Raw genomic sequence first — 20,726 nt, 5'->3', positions numbered from 1 at the left:
AGGTGGCCCAGATGGGTAGCGACAGCTCTCCTGTTTGGAGTAATCGTGGGTTGCAGTTCTCATCAACATACTCGTGTGAGTCATATGGGCCCCCCGATTGAGTCAGTAGTCGTTGAACTCGAGGAAACCCCTGTCGATATTCCCCTAACGATTTTGCCCGCAACGGTTTCGATGGATGACGAACAACATGCCAAGCCCACAGACCGTCCTGACGTTTCTTCCGTGGAAGAGCCGCAGGTCATCTCCTCGCCTGATACGTCTTCTTTTACCGGCGATGTATTTGCGTCGTCTGGGAAGGCTGCCTCCCAGTCACCGGGAACAATGGCGAAAATTTTGCCAATTTCTCCGTTGGCTCTGCCTGACGACACGAAGAAACTTCCATTTACACTCTCTGACGTCTTTTTTGATTATGACCAATATTCACTCCAAGAAAATGATCTTAATGCGCTGGCAACCAATGCGCAGGTGCTTTTGGCGCGTTATCCGAAGAAGAAGGTGCTCATCGAAGGACATTGTGATGAGCGAGGCACCGAGGAATATAATCTGGCGCTTGGAATTCGCCGGGCACAAGCCGTGAAAGAATATCTCGTTGATCTCGGGGTTCCAGCCGAAAAAATGCAAGTCCTGAGTTACGGCAAAGAAAGACCCTTCTGCACTCAACATTCTTGGAACTGCTGGAAACACAACCGCCGCAGTCATTTTGTGTTTCAGTGATCCGGGAGGATCGAGCGTCCCTGATTTAGCGACGTATCACACGTTGCCTATGGTCATGGGGATTTTGTCCTGTCGCCCTTCTTTTATTTCCTCTTCATTACTAACTCGTTTATCCATGCTTTATGATTTTGACGGATGTGGCACGAATTCGAGGAAGTATTGACGGGGAAGGAAGGTCTCCCGTCTTGAGAGTGTGAAGCCGGCTTCTTGCATTTGCTTGATGACCGTCTCTTCGGGAACGAGGTGGTGTTTGGAAAAGCCGAGCTTGCCTGACCGCTCATCATGATAAAAGTCGATTATGACGACCCGGCCGTTCACACTGAGGGCAGACTTGGCTTTTTCGAGGAAGGATGAGGGGTTTTTCAAATGGTGATAGACGTTGCAGATGAAGATCAAGTCTATCGAATGGGGAGGCAGTGCCGGGTCTTCGGGATTGGTCCGAAGAAATGTGACTCTGCCTGAAAGGCCTTGCTGGTCTATTGCCTTTTGATTGTAATCCAGCATCTTTTGTTCGACATCCGTGGCCAAAACTTTTCCAGTCGCTCCTACCTCTTTGGCCAATCGCCGTGTGAAGTAGCCTGACCCGGAACCGATATCGGCAATGGTCATCCCTGGTTGAATATGGAGGGCTGCGATGACTTCCTCGGGTTTTTGGTATTCATCGCGTTCGCCCCGTTCAAGGGCTTGAATATAGGAGTCGATGTTCCGTGAACCGTGGGCGCACGATTGTAAGAGGGGGAGTAGGACAATGATGAGAAGAAGTTGCCAATAGGTCTCGCCCCGTTTTAGGCGTTGCGTGGGTGTTATCATGATCGATCCTGTATCATTCCTTTCAATCTGTTCTCTGTAAAAACTTCAAGGCTGGAAACAGAAAAGAGGCCTGATGTGTTCAGGCCTCTTTTTCGGAAAAAGTCATTCAATTCAGGCAAGCATTACAAGCGTTGCAGGGCCGCGACCCGCGCTTCGATTGGCGGGTGAGTCGAAAACATTTGCATGAAGCTCTTGCTTTGCCCAGAAATCTTCATCGTAGCGAGGGCGTCTTCGGTGTGGTAATGGTACTGCACGCCCTTGACCCAACGGTCAATGCTCTGCAAGGCCGAAATCATATGTTCTTTCCCGACGGTATTGGCGGCGAATCGATCGGCGGAAAACTCTCGGTGACGTGACCACCAACTGATCGGGATCATAGCTAAGACTGAGAGGACAATTTGTAAGAAGATATAGACACCAAAGCCCAACATCGGGTTTCGTTCGGCCACATGCCGGTAGACCCAGCGGCTGATAAAGTACACGAAGGTGTTCATGAGGCCCGCCAGAATGGTGGTGGTGAACATGTCTCCGTTATACACGTGCCCCATTTCATGGGCCAGCACTGCCCGAACTTCCCCTTCATTTAAATTGTTCAGCAGGCCGGTCGAGACGGCTACCATTGAATTATTCTTTGTCGGTCCTGTGGCAAACGCATTCGGGTCTTCTCCCTCGTAGATGTACACTTCCGGCATCTTGATGTGTAAGCGTGCGGAAATTTTTTGAACCGTCTCAAACAGGAGCATTTCAGCCTGAGTTCGCGGGTGCGTAATTTGCTGACAGTTCAGCATACTCTTGGCCATTTGTTTCGAAAACGCCAAACTGATGAACGCTCCACCAAACCCAAACACGAAGGCCCAGAGTAAATCCTGTTGAGCAATCGCTCCGCGAAGATCGATCCCAAAGGCCGGTAAGACGAATTCCGACAAGACTGTAAATGTGATCGAAAGCGTGACAAAGATCAGAATGTTTGCGAGTAGCAACAACCCGATACCTTTTAAACTTTTCATTACATCTCCCCCTTTATAACTGGCATGACGACAAATTCTTGGTGATTCTTTTTAGCCGCCGCGCATGCTCGACCCTAAACCTTTTTAGGGAATGACATGCTATCTGCATGAAAGATAATACTTTTTTTCATCGAGTCAAGGGAAGTTCCAGGAAAAAAAGATGAATCTTCCTGTTTAATACAGGTATTATATCGTGTTTCGTAAGCGTTGGATATCCCTAGAAAATCGTCACATTTTGAATGAGAACCATGCGTGTTCTTCGTCTCCACGTCCTACGTTCGCTGTACAGTTTCGTCATCATTCTTTCCATGATGGATCATCCCTGTGCCGCCGCTCAGGAATCGAAGGAAAATATGCAAGAGACGGAAATCTCCCGCACGATCACTTTGCAAATGGAAAGCTATACGTTCACGCCTCAAGTCGTACAGATTGATCTCGGTCAGTCTGTTCAATTTCTTCTCAAGAATGAATCGTTCCTGGTGCCCCATAATTTCCTCCTGGATTCACCCGATGGCGAACGTCTGCTCGCCGTCAATGTAGATAGTGGAGAGCAGGAGAACGTTTTTTTTAGACCCACTCAACCGGGTCGTTACATTTTCTATTGCGATAAGCAGCTTCTCTTTTTCCCAAACCATCGTGAGGAGGGGATGGAAGGCGTGCTCATCGTCCGTTGACCGTCACCACGATGGATTACCCACCCAAGGACCCTTATCTTCTCCAAACCGTTCTGCAACGCGTTTCCCGCTCATTTTACCTGACGTTAGCTGTGTTACCTGAAGCGGTCCGCTCTCAAGTGGGATTGGCGTATTTATTCGCAAGGGCTGCCGATACGATCGCAGATACCGGGGACCTTGATGAGCAAACGAGGGTACACAGTCTTCAACAGCTGAAAGCGCAATTTACGAGTGAACGAGTACATGGGGCGGAGATTCAGTATCTCCAAGCTCAGATCGTTCCCGCTCAGAACAATCCGGCAGAGCGTCAATTACTTGAGGAGCTCTCAAGGTGTTTTACGTTCTACGAACGTCTCTCGAACGAAGACCAACATCTGATTGCACAGTTACTTCCCACGATTATCGAGGGAATGGAGTTCGACCTGGTTCAATTTCCGCATCATGATGGTCTGACTGCGACGGCACTGCCGTCCGAAAAAGAATTGGATGACTATACCTATGCAGTGGCTGGTTGTGTGGGAGAATTTTGGACGAAGATGATGTGTGTCCATCTTCCGGCCATGGCAAGGTGGGATGTCTCGGTGATGGTCCCAATCGGTATTCGATACGGAAAAGGTCTTCAGCTTGTGAACATCCTCAAGGATATCTCGAAGGACCTGCGCATCGGACGGTGTTATATTCCTGAATCACTCTTGAGTCAGGCAGGGTTACAGGCTCAAGACCTCTTTCATCCGGACAATTTCACACGATTTCGTCCTGTCCTCCGGCAACTGATCGCCAAGGCGCTTGATCATCTGGACCATGGCTGGCAGTACACGATGGCGATCCCTCGTTCTGAGGTTCGGTTACGGCTGGCGTGCATGTGGCCTATTTTGATCGGATTGCGCACGCTTCAACAGTTATCGGTGTCGGACAAACTTCTTGATCCTCACGTCTCCGTGAAAGTGTCCCGGGGAGAAGTCTACCGCATGATGGCCGCGACGACATTTACCGGTGGATGCGGTACCGTTGGGACGGCCTATTGGGGGTATTTACGAAAGCGGGTCATGTGAAAGGCGCACCAAATTTCGTCATTCGGCGATCATTACTCATTTTATCGGGCCTGGAGTGTGAGACGTTTATGTGAGTGACTTCTGCGAGTGCTCTTCTACTTTTCTGGCGGGTAAATCACTTTTTCGCCTTTTTTAAAGACCGCATAGATCGCCTGTGTCGGGCAGGCATCGAGACACAGCCGGCAGGATTCCAAACAACGAGACGAATCAAACTTGAATGGTGGAGTCGAAAGCCATGCACCAGTCGGGCAGACGGGAATACAGACGGCATTGTGAGTGCAACGGTCGGGGTGACGAACAAGGTGGTCTCTGGTTACCATCATGGGATTGACTCCTTCGAATAAACCCTGGGAGAAGAGTTCGAGCATGTTCATATATATTGTCCCTACGAGTCCCAGGTCTGCACGAGTGATCGAATATGACTTTTGAGTTCAGGAATATCCTCGAGATTGTTGCGAATCGCTCCGAGAATATTCTCCAGTCGCGCTTGTCGACCGGCTTGCTGGTCCAGGTGCGAGAGGCGGTCGAATTCAGCGAACGCCTGGGGATGCCGAGATTCCAACAATTGACGTTCGCTTGTCAGTCCGGCTTTAATGGCGCGGGGTTCAAGAGAAACGGGTGGAGCCAAAGCGAACGATGCATTAGAAAAGATCAAGACGGAAAGTCCTTTCTCGGATGACAGGGAGTTGGCAGATTCAACCGTCTGCCCCACCGTTTGTTCCCATGAACGCAGAAGGCCTGGAAATGTTTTGAGAAAAGCGGCTCGGTCCTGATTGGCTTTCCATTTGGCTTCCATTGACATAGGGGCCTCGCTTTTTATCCTAAGGGTGGTATCCGGAGATCGCGTGTCGGGGTTACAGGAACAATCAAGACATGGACAATCAGGGATTGATGAGCTGTTTGGGGGCATCCTGTCCAGGCATGAGGAGGCGTTCCACGATTTCTCCCTTCCCGATATGGCGCTCCATGATTTCGGTGACATCGGCCTCGGTCCCGACCCAGTACCAGATGCCCTCGGGATAGATCACCACGCTCGGGCCATATTCACAATGATCCAGACACCCGGCTTTATTCGCTCGAACGATCCCCTTCAACCCCATGCGTTCAACCTCTTTCTTAAAAAAGGCATGCAGTTGAACGGAACCCGTATCAGCGCAACAACCTCGGGGATCTCCCTTCGGACGTTGATTAATACAGATGAAGATATGATGTTTGAACGCACCCATGTTTTCGACGAGGAAATGCTGAACAGACCTGAAACATGATCGTGAACAGGAAGCGATATTACATGAGGATTCAAGTAGGTGTCCAGCAAGCCGGGTCATGGCTTGCCCTTGTGAATGAGGAGGATGCGGTATGGTGATTGGTGTTCCCAAGGAAGTAAAGGACCATGAATTTCGAGTGGCGCTGACGCCAAGTGCCGTGCGCCACCTCGTCGAGTTAGGTGCGGAAGTTCTCGTAGAACAAGAGGCGGGGCAAGGAAGCGGATTCTTGGACCATGAGTATGAATCAGCCGGAGCCCGCATCGTAGAATCCAGTCAGAAGGTGTTCCAGGAGGCGGAGCTTATCCTCAAAGTCAAAGAGCCTCAGCCGCAAGAATATCCCTTCATCCAAGCGCATCATACGCTCTTTACCTACCTGCATTTAGCCGCCTCCAAATCGTTAACCGAGGCCTTGATGGCCTCCGGTTGCACGGCTATTGCCTATGAAACCACCGAGACCACGCCCGGCGAACTGTCCATGTTAAGGCCCATGAGCGAAATCGCGGGGAGAATGTCGGTTCAAATCGGTGCCCATTTCCTCGAGCGTCATCAAGGCGGGAGGGGGGTCCTTCTTGGTGGTATCCCGGGTGTCACGCCCGGGCATGTCGTCGTACTCGGGTCCGGAGTCGTGGGAGCGTCGGCGACCAAGATTGCGGTAGGGATGGGGGCCCGGGTGACGGTGTTGAGCATTGATGTTGGACAATTACGCCATTTGGATGATCTGTATGCAAGTCGAGTCACAACATTAGTTTCAAGGCCCCATGTGGTGGAGGAGTCTATCGAAGAAGCTGATCTCGTTATTGGAGCCGTGATGATTCCCGGCGCTCGCGCGCCCCGGCTTATTACTCGTGACCTCGTTGAGAATATGAAGCGAGGGGCCGTGTTCGTCGATGTGGCCGTCGATCAAGGGGGGTGCTCTGAAACGACTCATCCGACGACCCATTCAGATCCGGTCTATGTTGTCGGTCACGTCGTGCATTATGCCGTCCCAAATATTCCAGGGATTGTTCCACGGACTTCCACGGTGGCCTTGACCAACGCGACACTTCCTTTTATAGTCCGACTGGTCAAATATGGAATCAAGGAGTCACTAAAGAGCGATCAGGGGCTTGCTCGTGGCGTGAACGTGTATCGTGGGAAGGTGACCTGTCAGGCTGTCGCTGAATCCCATGGGATGCCGTTTGAACCTCTCTCCGCTCTCTAATTGACTCGAGTGTATAGCAGATATCGGGGCGTAGCGCAGACCGGTAGCGCACCGCGTTCGGGACGCGGGGGTCGGAGGTTCAAATCCTCTCGCCCCGACCAGTATTCTCGCCAGTATGCCCAGTAGTACAGCAGGACAGAACCCATTCAATCCTTGGTGTTGAGACTACAGAGCAAAATCTAGACGAATTGTTCTCTTGAAACCGTCTGTCCGGACGAGATGGAGTCAAAGGATGAGTGACGAAGCCACTTCTGAAGCGTACACCGTGCTTAATGTGATGGGCCCCTATCGCGAACCCAGAGAGACAGCCTTTTCCTTCGACTATTCCGTTGAACGTCCGCATTGGGCCACTCCTCAAGGCGTGCGGGTCAAGGTCTATATTGAAGAAGAACTGGAATACTGTAAAGGCAAAGTCCTGGCCGTGAGTGGCGGGAGTGTGGGACAGCAGTTGCGGGTGAATCAGATCATTGCCCGAGAGATTGCCGATCAGAAGCTGGAGATTGGCAACCGGGATGGCCTGTTCTCCGATCGTCGTGATGTGATGATCGGGCCATTTCGAGACGAGTTAGCGCACCTCGCGCCACAGCTTGAAAACTGGATGCAAGAGCACAAAGAGCGAATTCGGCGAGAGATACATGAAAAAGTTGGGCTGTAAGCTCCCGTCCTTGTCATGGGCCTCATGTCTTAGAAAGTCTTCTGATCCCGCTTCGAAACGCCCCCGGTTCCCTCTTCGTTAAAAATCCTCTCTGTGTACACCACACGAGAGTCTTACCTTTTCTCTCTCCACGCTCTAGACAAATAGGCCACGGCCGGTACAATAGACCACATTTTACAGTTTGAGGTTATGGGGAGAGTATGAGTCAGAGATTCCTGACAAAAACAATTCAGGTTCCGCCATGGCTGTGCCTATTGTGGGCTGTCGTGCTTGGTGTCTTTTGGGTCTCTACGGCGAGTTTTGCGGGTGGGACCAGCCGAAGCTTTCAGGTGCTGCCTCCTCTCGTCAATGAAGTGGCTACCCATGATGCCATCTTAGAACTCATCCAAGGTGAGCTCGTCCCAAAAGTCCAAGTCCACGATCGGGTTGTCGTGTATTTTCCCGGTCACGGGGTGAAGTGGCTGATGGCTGCCGGTGGCGCCGGTCAAGAAGTGTTGGAACTTGGGAAACGGCAGCATGGGGCTTTCACATACACCGGCAACGATGGGGCTCCAATAGTGTTGATTCCTGAGGGAGCTTTTTGGATGGGAAGTACCTCGGAAGAGGTGGAGTCAGTGGTGAAAGAATGTATGGGCTATGATTTCAGCGAAGAGCGATGCCGGGGATGGTTCAAAGGTGAAATGCCACGTCATCGAGTGTCGCTCAAGACCTTTTACATCGACACCCATGAGGTGACTAATCGTCTCTTTCAGCAATTCGTCACGGAAAAGGGATACACGACGACCGCGGAACGGGAGGGTGAGTCGTACGCGTTTGTCGAGGGTGAGGGCTGGAAACCCGTGAAAGGCGCTTCGTGGAGAAAACCTGAGGGAAAAGCAAGCGTCTTTGCCTCGAATCGAGAAAACCACCCAGTGGTTTTAGTGTCCTGGGATGACGCGAAAGCCTATTGTGATCATTATGGTCAGCGGTTGCCGACGGAAGCCGAATGGGAATATGCGGCGAGGGCCGGGACAGAGACGCGGAATTGGTGGGGCAATGGGTATGCCGGAGCAAGACGGGTGGCCAATATTGCGGATCAATCAGCCAGAGGTCTTTTTAAGAATAGTCTAGCGAATTATAACGATGGGTTTGAACGAACGGCTCCGGTGGGCGTGACGGCCGCGAATCCCTGGGGGCTGTATGACATGATCGGAAATGTTTGGGAGTGGACCGTCGATTGGTACGATAATGAGCATGATGTGAAGAGTCCACAAGCCAATCCCGGGGAGCCGGCGGCACACAGGAACCTGGTGATCCGAGGCGGGTCCTGGGACAATGAACCAATCAACGCTCGGTCCGCTAATCGCTACAGGCTTCGCCCAATGGATCGGGCCGGCACTGTCGGGTTTCGCTGTGTTCAAGACGTTTGTCCACAGTCGGAGACCAAGTGTGCACGGTGAACATCAGAAGAATGCCGTCCGGGCGCCTAGGCTAACTCTCGCTTTGGCTTGGTCAATCAAAGAGCGCAACAACCGAACTTCTGGCCTGCCTGCGATGTGATACCCAGAAGATCTTAAAAAATCTTCTGGTACCGCTTCGAATAAACCCCGGTTTCTTCTTCCCCAAATCCAAGCGTACCCGTGTCTGGATTCGTGCGGTCGTGAAGGTTGATGGAATAGTGTCCGCGTACCTGCTCCATCGCGACTTCATAGGGAATGCTCTCTCCATAAATTGTACTGGGTGCATGGGCTCCACGGCTCAGCACTTGCGTGGTTTGGGCGATGCCGTGTTTTTCTTCAGAAAAGACATATATGTCGGCAATGGCAAAATTCCCGAGGTCATCTCCCGGGGTGGTCGCTGGAATCAAATCGATCAAGGTATTGTTCTGGCGGGCAGCCTTGAGATGGTGGAGAAGGGCACCAATTTGACTGTCTGTCGTCGCTGATGGGACGACTAGATTGACGACATTGAGGTCCGGGATCGTCGCGCTGGTCGTAAACACTGGAACGACATCATTTGTGAAAGCATTGCCTGGAAGTGGTTGAACAGGCTGAGAGGGCATGCCTGCCTGGTGTTGCTTCGTGTTTTTGTCCTTTGGAATGATCAACGTGATAAAGAGCCAGAGTCCGACGATGACTCCGAATAAGACGAGGGCCGGATGCAGTCCGACACGTTTTCCTTGTTGGGAGTTCTTGTCCTGATCGTCCATTATGAGAGTTTCCCAGACGTCCCCGTTTGGCGTCCCATGTATGATGGCACGGTGCGCTCATTCACGGCGTGTGTTGTTTTTCGATCGATTTGGCTTCTTCCCAATAGTGATCGAGTTCTTCTTCTGTGCACTGCCCGATCGTCCGATGCGAGGCTCGAACTTGATGTTCAACATGCTGAAATCGTGTCATAAACCGATTCGTCGCTTTTCGCAATGATTCCTCCGGATTCACTTTTAAAAAGCGAGCCATGTTCACGAATGAAAACAAGACATCGCCAAACTCGTCTTCGACCCGGGCGGATCTGTGTGTCAGCGCTTCATGTGAGCCGGAATCGTTTGGCTGCGGAATCAGTTGAGCGACGGCCTGCTGTAATTCTTTACATTCTTCGGATAATTTGTTCAAGACTGGTTGGGCGCTTGTCCAGTCAAAGCCGTTTTTGGATGCGCGTTTCTGTACCTGATAGGCCCGTTGGAGGGCGGGGGCGGTCTTCGGGATGCCGTCCAAGGCCGAAGTAGGGATTGAGTTTTTCGGTCGTTCCTTGCGTTTAATCGTTTCCCATTTTTGTGACACATCATGAGCGGTTTTGATGTCGGTATCCTGTTCAGGATTGAACACGTGAGGGTGCCGGCGAATAAGCTTCTGGCTTAAGGCCATGGCGATATCTTCGAAGGTGAATGCCGAGCGTTCTTCCGCGATTTGTGCATGGAAGAGGACTTGTAAGAGCACATCACCGAGTTCTTCCTTTAAGGCAGAGGCGTCATGGTTATCGATCGCCTCTAACGTTTCATAGGTTTCTTCCAATAAATAGGGTTTCAGGCTTTCATGGGTTTGCTGGCGGTCCCACGGGCAGCCGTCAGGGGACCGCAAGCGAGCCATAATCGCGATCAGCTCCGAGATGGCCGCGCTCATTGGAATACACAGGGCCTTGCTCTGTGCCCGGAAGAAGAAGTCACCATCACAACAACATCATAGTTCCTGATGGTGTCTGTTGAGTCTTGACCGTGAACCCTCATCATATCCGCTATCCCCTTATCAAGGCTTGTATCGGACGGGTATTATACCGGTTTCTTGGCGGCGCGCAATCACGCCGTTTCTTGCGACAGGACATCCAGAAATGTTACGGTTTGCGAGGTTAATCAAAGGAGGGACAAGTATGAGCGAAGAAGAAGGACAGGGTTTTGTCGTACGGGATCGTCGTGGCCGAACAGAACCGGAACCGGACCCCACTCCGACACCTGAACCTCCTCCGTCAGAGACGGCCGCTCAACCATCCATGTCAGGCCAGGAGTCTGATCCTGCCGAGCACAGTCTTCCCGTCACGTTTTCTTCCTTCGTCTTTTCCCTGGGCACATCCTCGTTGATGCTCATGGGGGAATCGCTGGACCCTCAGCAGCCATCTATTCCTATCAACCTTCCGCAAGCCAAGGAAATAATCGATATTCTCTCCATGCTGCAAGAGAAGACCAAGGGGAATCTGTCCTCCGATGAATCGTCGGTTATCGGAGACATGCTCTATACCCTTCGAATGAAATACGTTGCGCTCACATCTTCAACGCCACAGTCTTCATCTTCCTAGAGTCGTGTGACAGATACTCCTGTTTTGTGCCTCGGTGTCCGTTCGTTCGCGTGAACGGAGCGGAGGGCCATCACTCGTGCGTTGGAGCATGGCCGTGATTCCACCTCGCCTGATGACTGTTTTGTGGGCACTGAAAGTCTGTTATGGTGTCTACAGACCGAGAGTATCAACGAAACGCATTGTTGGCCCATGCCGAGATTCGGCCCCCAAGCCCTCGTGCATAACCATCCCATAGTTATGATGAACAACAGACTATGAATCTCATCTTCGACAATCCGTCTTCACAACGAAAATTTCCCCGTCGTTCGCTCGCGTCTGCGCCTCATCGGCGTGAAGCCGATGCCGAGATGGACAGTCAACAAAAAGCTCGTCATTTCCGGCCTGTCTGGATCGTCCTGCTCCTTCTGATTCCCTGCTTGGCCCTCACCGCCTATTACGCCAGATACGGGATTACCGTTGTCACGAAACCTGATTCGATCCTCCCGAATCCAAGCTATGCGGTCGTGATGTTTCTGGTGTACCTGGATAGCGTCGGCCTCGTGGTTCTGACCTTGTTGTTGTCCAGGAATTTGATTCGGGCCTATTTTGAAAAACGGCACCGGCTCCTCGGCTCAGGGTTTCGTGCTAAGTTGATCGCGGCATTCATTGGCTTTGCGCTGATTCCAACGGTTATGTTGGCCACGGTCGCAAGCGGCGTCATCAGCGAGGTCATTGAAGTCTGGTTTAATGACCAGATTATGCAGGTCCTGAACGATTCGGAGGAGCTTGCCAAGCTCTACCATGAAGATCGCATCGCCCTGGCTGTCAATAGCGCGCGGGCGATCAGCAAGGAAATCTTCCGCGAAGATATTCTCAGTCCTGAACATCGGGAGCTGCTTATTTCGGCCATGGGGCGAAAACGAACGGAATATAACCTGGCCGGTGTCGAAGTGTTTTCTCCAAGGATGGAAACCTTGGCGCGGGTCGTCCATCCTGACCTTACGGACGCGGTGTTGAGTCTGCCTGTCGGACAGCTGGTATTACAGGTGTTGGATACCCGTGAGGAGTTGAATTCAGTCCAGGAAGCGACCATTGGTCGGTTGGTGCGGGCGGCAACTCCCATCTTGTCGTATGGCAATACGGATAAAGTGAAGGGAGTGGTCGTGGTCTCGGTGTATGTGCCTGAGTCCTTACTGGTCAAAATGGATGTCATTGAAAAGCAATTTCATGATTATCGGCAGATTAAAGAGATGAAAGCGCCGATAAAAGTCGGCGCCTATTTATTCGTGGCGGTGGTCACGGTGTTGATTCTTTTCGGCGCGACGTGGTTTGGGTTTTATGTGGCGCGCGGCATTACGGTTCCCATTCAACGATTGGCTGAAGGTACCGAAGCGGTGGCCAAAGGGGACCTGGATGTACGAATTGACGTCAAGGCCACGGATGAAATCGGAACCTTAGTGGAATCGTTCAATCGCATGACCGCGGATTTACGGCAGAGCAAATCCCGATTGGAAGAAGCCAACTATTCTCTGGTGCAATCGAATGCCGAGATAGATCAGCGTCGTGCCTACACCGAGACCGTGGTCGAGACCATCGCCTCCGGCGTGCTCTCCATCGCAGCAGATGGGACGATCACGACCTTTAATCACTCGGCTGAACGAATTTTAGGGATCAGCAGCGAGCAATTTCGTGGCCGGCATGTCACCGAGGCCTTTAAAGAGTTCAACTTGACGCTTTTTCAGACGGCCTACGATCAAATGTTGTTGGATGACCGGGAAAGCCTCTCATCGGCAGGTCAAATGGAAGCCCATGGGCTTTTGCTGACCATTGGATTGAACGTGTCACGCATGCGCAATGACGCGGGCAATGATCTGGGATTTGTGTTTGTGTTCGAGGATAGAACGGAGCTGATCAAAGCGCAAAAGACGGCAGCGTGGCAGGAAGTCGCGCAGCGGATCGCGCATGAGATCAAGAATCCTCTCACGCCGATTCAACTGTCGGCGCAACGGTTACGGAAAAAGTTTTTCGAGAAATCGTCTGACTTCGAAGAAATCTTCGATCAATCGACGAATGTCATTGTTGGCGAGGTCACGAGTTTGAAGCGCATGGTTGACGAGTTTTCCAAGTTTGCCCGTATGCCCGCTCCCCATATGACCCGGGAGTCCTTGGGCGAGATTATTCAGAAAGTGGTGTCGCTGTACGCAGGGGCTCATCGTAAGGTTGAAATGATCGTGAATCTGGATGACTCGGTTCCTGAGGTCAGTTGCGATGCCGAGCAACTGCGCCGGGTGTTCGTCAATTTATTCGATAATGCGGTACAAGCAATGAACAGTCATGGGAGGATCTGGGTATCGACCGAGTGCGATCGCCGCCGTCATCGTGTTATCGTGCGGGTGGCTGATGAAGGCACTGGCATTCAACCGGAAGATCAGGAACGGCTGTTCGTTCCGTACTTTTCCAGAAAGCGAACCGGGACAGGATTGGGGCTGGCGATCGTCCATCGCATCATCACTGATCATAACGGTTCCATCCGGGCGGAAAATCACGAACCTCAGGGTGCGATTTTCACCTTTGACTTACCGATCTAAATACGTGAAAGTTAAAGACGAGCGTGGTCGTTGCGATGGCTCATGCGTGTGAAAGAACAGATAGATCCATATTCTAAGGAGAGGATGTCGTGGCCGAAAGTATCTGTATTGTCGATGACGAGCCAGCCATTCTGAACACACTGAGCAGCATCCTGGAGGATGAAGGGTACCAGATTTCTGTCGCCAAGAGTGGGACAGAAGTCTTAAAGTTTGTGCGAAGCGATCCTCCTGACTTGATCATTTTGGATATTTGGATGCCAGAGCTGGACGGGCTTGAGACGTTGAAGCGATTACGCCAACAGCATCCAGCGCTTCTTGTCATCATGATGTCCGGGCATGGATCGATCGAGACGGCGATTAAGGCGACAAAATTGGGGGCCTACGATTATCTTGAAAAACCTCTGGATTTGGAAAAAGTCACGATTCTCGTCCGCAACGCCCTGCACCAGCGAAAACTTGAAGAAGAAAACCTTAACCTTCGCATACAAGTCGAACGCCGGTTTGAGCTCGTTGGGTCATCCGTCTCCATGAGCCGGCTTCGCGAGTTGATCGAGATGGCAGCCCCGACGAACAGCCGGGTCCTGATCTCGGGAGCCAACGGTACGGGCAAGGAACTCGTCGCTCGTGCGATTCATCTGCATAGCCCCCGCCATAGCCGTCCGTTTGTGGAAGTGAACTGTGCCGCAATCCCGGAGACATTGATCGAAAGCGAGTTGTTTGGTCATGAGCGAGGGGCATTTAGTGGCGCGACCTCGATGAAGCGGGGAAAATTCGAGCTTGCGGATGGGGGAACGCTTTTTTTGGATGAAATCGGCGATATGAGCATGGCCACTCAAGCCAAAGTCCTGCGAGTGTTGCAAGAACAACAATTCACGCGTGTTGGCGGAACGAAGCTCTTGAACGTGCAGGTGCGTGTGATTGCGGCGTCCAATAAAGATCTCGCAGAGGAAATTGAAAAGGGCACGTTCCGGGAAGACTTGTACTATCGCTTGAATGTGCTGCCGATCATGGTGCCTACTCTGCGAGAACGAAGAAACGATATTCCCGAGCTCGCGCAACATTTCCTCAGGCTTCATGCCGAAGAGCAAGGGTTGAAATTTAAAGAATTGACGAAAGAAGCGATAGAGATGTTGCGTCAGCATGACTGGCCAGGCAATATTCGCGAGCTCCGTAACCTGATCGAGCGGCTCTTGATCATGGTTCCACGGCCCGTGATCGATGCCGCGGATGTCGAGTTGTTCCTGCAAGTTCGTGCCGGTGCGGCCAATCAATCATTGACCTCTGGGAAAGACTTCTCCTCGCTGCGAGAGGCCAGGAATGCGTTTGAGCGCGAGTTAATCGCCAATAAATTACGCGAGAATAACTGGAATGTCTCCAAAACTGCCGATGATTTAAAGATTGAACGTAGTCATCTTCACCGAAAAATCAAATTACTGAATGTTGAGCTCCGCTCCGAGAATTCATAAACCTAACGTTCTTCGGGAGAGGAGCCTGTCTGTGTCTGACACGTCGCGTTCTCCTTCTTCAGAAGTGCTTGTTGAGAAACTGGTGCCCGGCGGTTATGCCTTGGGACGCATCGGGCCTCAAGTCGTCTTCGTACCTGGAGGTGTGCCCGGCGAACGTCTTCGAATCAGCGTGGGTCCGAAGGTGCATGGGGTCCACCATGGAAAAATTCGTCAAATTCTCGCTTCGTCCCCGGATCGTGTGGAGGCGCCCTGTTCGATCTATGGACAGTGTGGTGGTTGCCAACTCCAACACATCCGGTATGACGCGCAACTTATGCAGAAAAAATTGATGCTGGGTGATGCGCTCGGCCGTATCGGGAAGATGGCCATTCCAGAAATTGAATCCGTATGGCCTTCTCCTCAGCCATTTGGCTATCGCCGCACGATTCGCTTTGCGGTCTTCAAAGGCGCGAGCGGGTTTCACCTCGGTTTCTACCAGGCTGGCACGCACCGGGGCATAGACGCGCATGCCTGTTTGCTGATCCCCGAGCATTTGCAACAGATTGCGGCAAAGCTTGCGAACGTTCTGGTTTCGTGTTCTGCGCTTCCCATGTATGTAGAGCACATCGAGCTTCGTTCGTCGATCACCACGAATGAGGTCCTGATCGTGTTTCATGGGACGTATAAAAAAGTGGAGAAAGTCCAGGCCTTTCTCGAACCATTTCGACGATTTCCCGATGTGGTCGGTTGTATGGTGCAACGGTCTGGGCCAAAGTCTGAGCAGCGTCGAACTGAGCCGTTGGTCGTAGGACAGGATTACGTAACGGAGCGGTTTGGTGAGTTGACCCTGCATGTGGGTTTTCAATCATTCATGCAGACAAATTGGCCGGTCTACGAGGCGATCGGAAAAACGCTCAAGGATTGGTTGGGCGATCCACAAGGCCGGCACGTCCTGGAACTCTATGCGAGAACCGGTGCGCTTGGGATGAGCCTGGCACGTCATGGGGCTTTTGTCACTCTGGTAGAATCCAATCCCTGCGCCCTCGCCGATGCCAAACAGTCCATGGCCTTAAGCCGGGTCGCTCGCTGCACGTTTAAGCGGCAAGCAGGGGAGAAGTTTCTTACGTCTGTCAAACAAGGTGCATACGAAATCGTGTTGCTTGATCCTCCACGGACCGGGCTTAGCGCGACCGTCACGCAGGAACTGGGAAGGATCAAGCCTGACCGAATTTTTTATATCTCGTGTGACATGGCCACGTTAGCGCGGGATCTTTCTCGTCTCGTAGATAGTGGGTATGGCATCGTTCGCATTCAACCGTTCGACATGTTTCCACAAACTGCCCACCTTGAAACGTTGGTAGAGCTGCGAATGCAGCCACCTCATCAATGAGTGAATCATGGCTGTACCCGTCTGCCGGTCAAGTTTTCGACAAGCATGAAGCCCTGGACATTTTATATCTAACCGATTGAGCATTCATCATGACCACTTATCGTGAAGCTGGAGTCGATATTGAGGCGGGCGACGAGTTCGTGCGACGTATTAAGTCGCTCGTGAAAAAAACTTCCCGACCGGAAGTGGTGGGTGGATTGGGTGGGTTTGGTGGCTTGTTCCGGTTTCCTTCGAGTCAGTACCGAGACCCGATTCTGGTTTCTGGGACCGATGGGGTCGGGACCAAACTCAAAATTGCCGCACTCATGGATCGTCATGACACGATTGGTATCGATCTCGTCGCGATGTGCGTCAACGATGTGTTGGTGAGCGGAGCCGAACCGCTGTTTTTTCTGGACTATTTGGCGACGGGCAAGCTTGACGTGCCGAAAGCCGAAGCTATCGTGCGAGGGATTGTCGAAGGATGCCAGGAAGCCGGATGTGCGCTCATTGGCGGTGAGACAGCGGAGATGCCGTCCTGTTATCCCGATCATGAATATGATCTGGCTGGGTTCGTCGTAGGGGTCGTGGATCGTGAATGCATCATCGATGGCTCGAAGATCGCGAGAGGGGATATCGCGATCGGCTTGAGTTCCACGGGACTCCACAGCAATGGATTCACCTTGGCTCGACGAGTGCTGTTCGAAAACAGGGGATGGACTTGTGAAACGCTCGTTCCTGAACTCAATCGTCCATTGGGAGATGTGTTATTGGAGCCCACCAGGATTTACGTGAACCCGGTGCGGAGGCTCCTGACTGATTGCGCGATCCATGGATTGGCGCATATCACAGGAGGCGGGTTGACAGGAAATCTTCCGCGAGTCCTTCCGGAGGATTGTGAGATATTCATTCAACGTGAATCCTGGTCTGTTCCGGAAATTTTTTCAGTCATCCAACAAGCCGGACAAATCGATCAAGAGGAAATGTTTCGTGTGTTTAACATGGGGATTGGAATGGTCGTCATTGTCCCGTCCAGCGATGTCGATCATGCGTTGGAACGGATGAAGCAACTCGGTCAACCAGCACAGATTATCGGTGAGATCCGTGAACGAACGGCTCCAGATATGCCGGTTCGGTACGGGGATTAAGAGGGACGGCGATGGCGAAGGTCGTCTTGGGCGTCTTGATATCCGGCCGTGGTTCCAATCTGCAATCTATTATCGATGCGATTGAGGCAGGCACACTCGATGCCCGTATCGCAGTCGTCGTGAGTAACAAGGCGGACGCGTTTGGTCTCCAGCGCGCGCAAAAACATGGCATCAAATCTCTATTCGTCGACCCCAGACCATTCAAAGGCCAGGCGAACCCCCGGGAAGCCTATGATCGAGCTCTACTCGACGTGTTGAAAGCCCACGGGGTCGAGCTTGTCATCCTGGCGGGATACATGAAGATTGTGAGTCCGGTGTTAATTGATGCGTACGAAGGCCAGATGATGAATATCCATCCGTCTTTATTGCCGGCATTTCCAGGCTTACATGCGCAGAAGCAAGCGTTGGACTGGGGGACGAAAGTTAGCGGATGTACCGTGCATGTGGTAACGGAAGGCATGGATGAAGGCCCGATCGTCTTACAGGCAGCGGTTCCGATCGAGGAGGACGATACAGAAGAAACTCTGGCGGCAAGGATTCTCGAACAGGAACATCGAATCTACCCAAAGGCCATTCAACTCTTTGCCGAAGGACGAGTACGGATCGAAGGCCGTCGAACACGAATCTCGGAATGCGTAAACCATCGAGCGTGATATGTTTCAAGAATCATGTTGAGTGGCATGTCACCAAAGACTGTTGTATAATCACCGCGTACGAACCTACCGACATAGACAAATCGATACTGTGGGGGGCTAGCTCAGTTGGGAGAGCGCAACGTTCGCAACGTTGAGGTCGCGGGTTCGACTCCCGTGCCCTCCACCATTTACATAATTCTACGTAAATTTTACGAATACTTCTTAACTCTTCGTCGTTCCCATTCATATTAACGATTCTTCCAGACTCTCTTTTACCCTCCTCATCACTACAATTTGTAGCTTTTCGTTTATACTTCCTCTGTTGCGCTATTCTGACCTAGCAATAATCCATGATGAAAATTGCATTGACTGCACTATTCATTGTTTTCACTCTTTTTGGATGTGATAGGTATATCCAAAAAGTAGTAATCATCGAACCTATGGCAGCAGAAGGGGATAGGTTTGGTCAGATTAAGGAAGCTTTAAATGAAGTGGATCCCTTGGCAAAGAAATACGGTTTTGAACGTATTGAAGTACCCAAGGAAATTCTCCTAGATTACTTTAATAAAGGACTCCGAATCCTTGCCTGGTACGATACCAATTCCGATCTTGAGACACCTCGAGGTTCTTGGATGTATTTCACTATACTTCAAGAACTTTCTTCTCGAAATTTTGTAGCTGTATTTCACCAATTCCCTGAACTTTCCGAGAAGCAGGCCTTCACAGACGTACGCAGCGACGTGGTTAATTTACTTGCAAGAAAAGGATTCCGAGTGACTTTGAAGGATGGAATGTAACATCTCCATTTTTTCCAAAAAAATTCCGTAAGCTGTAAATGTTAAAAAGTAGAGCTTAAGCTGACTGAAGCGCTTTGGAGAATGAGGTTCCACTCTTCTAATATCTGGAATAGTTGGTTCGAAATTTCTCCATCGGCCTCCACTATTTTACGTAATTATACCTATTCAAGGGTAATTCATAAAAGAACGAAGGAGAAAAACATTTTAAGCGATAACACTCAGGTAGAAGCAAAGTCATTTTTTAATCGTTTTCTCCCGGACCTGCTGGTTTAAGCATTTTCCAATCTATTTCCTACCTAGCTCCCCCTTCCTTTCTATTCGTTTCAGATGATTCAATCGAATGAATTTTGGAGAAGGAAACTGGATTGGATTCTTTAGTGACTTGAAGAGTTTAGAGGAGGAAGTGATTCATCCTTCGATCCTTCGATAAGCTCAGAGCTCATGGCATACTCTGAATGAAGGTATTGAATTGGGATTAAAGAAGCTGAAGGAGAGCCCATTTGGCAATATTTGAGAAGTCTTTGTCAGTTGTGAGGAGGCGGCATTGGTGATTGATGGCCACTGAAGCGATTTGACAGTCAGGGGTCGATAAGGTTAGCCCTTTGGCTGTTGCCTGACGCCGAAGTTTGGCTGCTGCGACATAATCACTTCGGTTCAAAGGCAATAGGGGAAACGCGTTCAAATAGGAGCTGACTTTTGTGAAAGTGTTTTCTTGTCGAAAGCCCTGGAGAATTTCTTGCAAAATGATTCCAATGAGGACAATATCTTGCATCTCTAACAACAGACTCTGTAGCTTCTTGACCGCCAAGTGGTCGGCAGGTCCATCTTTTCGAAGCGCAAGTGACCAGACCGATGTATCCACCAAGATGGTCATTTGCGTTTTCTCGCCGCTTTGTAATCGTATTGAGTATCCCACTCAAGAGTACCGAATATCTCAAGGATTTTTTTCTGTTTCCGGCGCGTGACATATTCACGAAGTGCTTCATTGACAGCAGCGCGTTTGGTTGAATGACCTCCTAGACGTTTGACCTCTTGAACCAGTTTATCGTCTAAAGCCAGGTTTGTTGGCATCATTGGTCTCCTTTCACACAAAGTATTACACATTATTTTACACAGCATTTGCTCAATCGACAATCTTGTACGGGGTGAGGTGAATCTTCGACTCTTCGGCTAGCTCAGAGCTCAGGATGAACCCTTCGATACACGCAGGACGAGCCGTTCGATCCTTCGATCAACTCAGGACTCAAGACGTGCCTAGGATGAGGTGGGGTAAAGAGGCCCCCAATATTGGGACAGTGCGTTAAGATGGTGGAACATCGACTTGTTCCATTCATGAGGGAGTGGTCCGAGGTCTGTCCAAAAAGCGGACACGACACAGTGTAACATTCAAGGCGAAGGTTGCGTTGGAAGCGATCAAGGGAGTCAAAACCTGCCAGCAACTCGCTAACGAGTTCCAGGTCCATCCGACACAGATTATGATCTGGAAGAAACAGGTAAGCAACCACGTGGCCGAGCTCTTTAAACGGAGTGCCGAGGGAACGTCAGGCGTTGCAGACGAAGAATGACGGCAAGCCTATGAGATGATTGGTCGGCTCAATGTGGAACTGGATTGGCTGAAAAAA

Annotated in this window: 22 protein-coding genes and 2 tRNA genes; 15 read left to right on the top strand and 9 right to left on the bottom strand. The window is 51.1% G+C overall.

The annotated features are described in order from the left end of the window. The first annotated feature begins 84 nt into the window (after positions 1-84). Positions 85-714, top strand: coding sequence for a peptidoglycan-associated lipoprotein Pal (gene pal, locus MRJ96_00240; protein MDR4499868.1), 630 nt, complete (start codon positions 85-87; stop codon positions 712-714). 120 nt (positions 715-834) lie between these two features. Here the strand turns inward: pal and MRJ96_00235 are convergent, their stop codons facing one another. Beyond that, the gene (locus MRJ96_00235) at positions 835-1,524 is read right to left on the bottom strand and encodes a methyltransferase domain-containing protein (GenBank protein MDR4499867.1); all 690 of its coding nucleotides are present in this window, start codon (positions 1,522-1,524) and stop codon (positions 835-837) included. 122 nt (positions 1,525-1,646) lie between these two features. Further along, entirely contained in the window at positions 1,647-2,531 is an 885-nt protein-coding gene (gene htpX / locus MRJ96_00230) for a protease HtpX (protein ID MDR4499866.1), read from the bottom strand. Positions 2,532-2,779: 248 nt separating this feature from the next. On the opposite strand from htpX, the gene MRJ96_00225 reads away from it, so the two are divergent. Beyond that, a complete protein-coding gene (locus tag MRJ96_00225) occupies positions 2,780-3,205 on the top strand; it encodes a cupredoxin domain-containing protein (GenBank protein MDR4499865.1) in 426 nt (141 codons plus the stop codon). An 11-nt stretch (positions 3,206-3,216) separates the two neighbouring features. Beyond that, positions 3,217-4,257: a squalene/phytoene synthase family protein gene (locus MRJ96_00220; protein ID MDR4499864.1), complete on the top strand. Its 1,041-nt coding sequence runs from the start codon at positions 3,217-3,219 to the stop codon at positions 4,255-4,257. A 95-nt stretch (positions 4,258-4,352) separates the two neighbouring features. Here MRJ96_00220 and MRJ96_00215 read toward each other — a convergent pair whose 3' ends face one another. The 3 genes from MRJ96_00215 to MRJ96_00205 form a co-directional block, all read right to left on the bottom strand. Next, the gene (locus tag MRJ96_00215; protein MDR4499863.1) at positions 4,353-4,580 is read right to left on the bottom strand and encodes a hypothetical protein; all 228 of its coding nucleotides are present in this window, start codon (positions 4,578-4,580) and stop codon (positions 4,353-4,355) included. Positions 4,581-4,642: 62 nt separating this feature from the next. Continuing rightward, the gene (locus tag MRJ96_00210) at positions 4,643-5,059 is read right to left on the bottom strand and encodes a hypothetical protein (protein MDR4499862.1); all 417 of its coding nucleotides are present in this window, start codon (positions 5,057-5,059) and stop codon (positions 4,643-4,645) included. Positions 5,060-5,138: 79 nt separating this feature from the next. Continuing rightward, entirely contained in the window at positions 5,139-5,483 is a 345-nt protein-coding gene (locus tag MRJ96_00205) for a (2Fe-2S) ferredoxin domain-containing protein (GenBank protein MDR4499861.1), read from the bottom strand. 130 nt (positions 5,484-5,613) lie between these two features. Here MRJ96_00205 and ald point away from each other — a divergent pair, with 130 nt between their 5' ends. The 4 genes from ald (at position 5,614) to MRJ96_00185 (ending at position 8,817) form a co-directional block, all read left to right on the top strand. Continuing rightward, the gene (gene ald, locus MRJ96_00200) at positions 5,614-6,723 is read left to right on the top strand and encodes an alanine dehydrogenase (GenBank protein MDR4499860.1); all 1,110 of its coding nucleotides are present in this window, start codon (positions 5,614-5,616) and stop codon (positions 6,721-6,723) included. Positions 6,724-6,747: 24 nt separating this feature from the next. Continuing rightward, positions 6,748-6,824, top strand: a tRNA-Pro gene (locus MRJ96_00195). Positions 6,825-6,955: 131 nt separating this feature from the next. Next, complete coding sequence (locus MRJ96_00190; protein ID MDR4499859.1) at positions 6,956-7,378, top strand: hypothetical protein; 423 nt, start codon at positions 6,956-6,958, stop codon at positions 7,376-7,378. A gap of 200 nt (positions 7,379-7,578) precedes the next feature. After that, complete coding sequence (locus tag MRJ96_00185; GenBank protein MDR4499858.1) at positions 7,579-8,817, top strand: formylglycine-generating enzyme family protein; 1,239 nt, start codon at positions 7,579-7,581, stop codon at positions 8,815-8,817. A gap of 113 nt (positions 8,818-8,930) precedes the next feature. Here the strand turns inward: MRJ96_00185 and MRJ96_00180 are convergent, their stop codons facing one another. Together MRJ96_00180 and mazG are read right to left on the bottom strand one after the other, a co-directional pair. Beyond that, on the bottom strand, positions 8,931-9,566 hold the full coding sequence (locus MRJ96_00180) for a hypothetical protein (GenBank protein MDR4499857.1): 636 nt from the start codon (positions 9,564-9,566) through the stop codon (positions 8,931-8,933). Positions 9,567-9,627: 61 nt separating this feature from the next. After that, entirely contained in the window at positions 9,628-10,476 is an 849-nt protein-coding gene (gene mazG, locus MRJ96_00175; GenBank protein MDR4499856.1) for a nucleoside triphosphate pyrophosphohydrolase, read from the bottom strand. A gap of 244 nt (positions 10,477-10,720) precedes the next feature. Between mazG and MRJ96_00170 the strand changes: the two genes are divergently transcribed. The 8 genes from MRJ96_00170 (at position 10,721) to MRJ96_00135 (ending at position 19,104) form a co-directional block, all read left to right on the top strand. After that, positions 10,721-11,143, top strand: a complete 423-nt coding sequence (locus tag MRJ96_00170) for a DUF1844 domain-containing protein (protein ID MDR4499855.1) — start codon at positions 10,721-10,723, stop codon at positions 11,141-11,143. Positions 11,144-11,397: 254 nt separating this feature from the next. Next, on the top strand, positions 11,398-13,710 hold the full coding sequence (locus tag MRJ96_00165; GenBank protein ID MDR4499854.1) for an ATP-binding protein: 2,313 nt from the start codon (positions 11,398-11,400) through the stop codon (positions 13,708-13,710). 89 nt (positions 13,711-13,799) lie between these two features. Continuing rightward, positions 13,800-15,176: a sigma-54 dependent transcriptional regulator gene (locus tag MRJ96_00160; protein MDR4499853.1), complete on the top strand. Its 1,377-nt coding sequence runs from the start codon at positions 13,800-13,802 to the stop codon at positions 15,174-15,176. A gap of 31 nt (positions 15,177-15,207) precedes the next feature. Continuing rightward, complete coding sequence (rlmD, locus tag MRJ96_00155) at positions 15,208-16,545, top strand: 23S rRNA (uracil(1939)-C(5))-methyltransferase RlmD (protein ID MDR4499852.1); 1,338 nt, start codon at positions 15,208-15,210, stop codon at positions 16,543-16,545. An 89-nt stretch (positions 16,546-16,634) separates the two neighbouring features. Beyond that, positions 16,635-17,672: a phosphoribosylformylglycinamidine cyclo-ligase gene (gene purM / locus MRJ96_00150; GenBank protein MDR4499851.1), complete on the top strand. Its 1,038-nt coding sequence runs from the start codon at positions 16,635-16,637 to the stop codon at positions 17,670-17,672. Positions 17,673-17,683: 11 nt separating this feature from the next. Continuing rightward, complete coding sequence (purN, locus tag MRJ96_00145; protein MDR4499850.1) at positions 17,684-18,325, top strand: phosphoribosylglycinamide formyltransferase; 642 nt, start codon at positions 17,684-17,686, stop codon at positions 18,323-18,325. Positions 18,326-18,418: 93 nt separating this feature from the next. Continuing rightward, positions 18,419-18,494: transfer RNA gene (locus tag MRJ96_00140), tRNA-Ala, on the top strand. Positions 18,495-18,657: 163 nt separating this feature from the next. After that, positions 18,658-19,104, top strand: coding sequence for a hypothetical protein (locus MRJ96_00135; GenBank protein MDR4499849.1), 447 nt, complete (start codon positions 18,658-18,660; stop codon positions 19,102-19,104). 475 nt (positions 19,105-19,579) lie between these two features. On the opposite strand, the gene MRJ96_00130 is transcribed toward MRJ96_00135, so the two are convergent. Both MRJ96_00130 and MRJ96_00125 read right to left on the bottom strand, forming a co-directional pair. Continuing rightward, complete coding sequence (locus MRJ96_00130; GenBank protein ID MDR4499848.1) at positions 19,580-19,978, bottom strand: PIN domain-containing protein; 399 nt, start codon at positions 19,976-19,978, stop codon at positions 19,580-19,582. Continuing rightward, positions 19,975-20,178, bottom strand: a complete 204-nt coding sequence (locus MRJ96_00125; protein MDR4499847.1) for a type II toxin-antitoxin system VapB family antitoxin — start codon at positions 20,176-20,178, stop codon at positions 19,975-19,977. The genes MRJ96_00130 and MRJ96_00125 overlap by 4 nt, the downstream gene beginning before the upstream one ends. Positions 20,179-20,726 lie beyond the last annotated feature (548 nt).

The organism is Nitrospirales bacterium (assembly GCA_031315865.1).
Lineage (GTDB): Bacteria > Nitrospirota > Nitrospiria > Nitrospirales > UBA8639 > JAGQKC01.
Note: the sequence above shows the minus strand (reverse complement) of the source record. Positions and strands in the feature narration are given on the sequence as shown.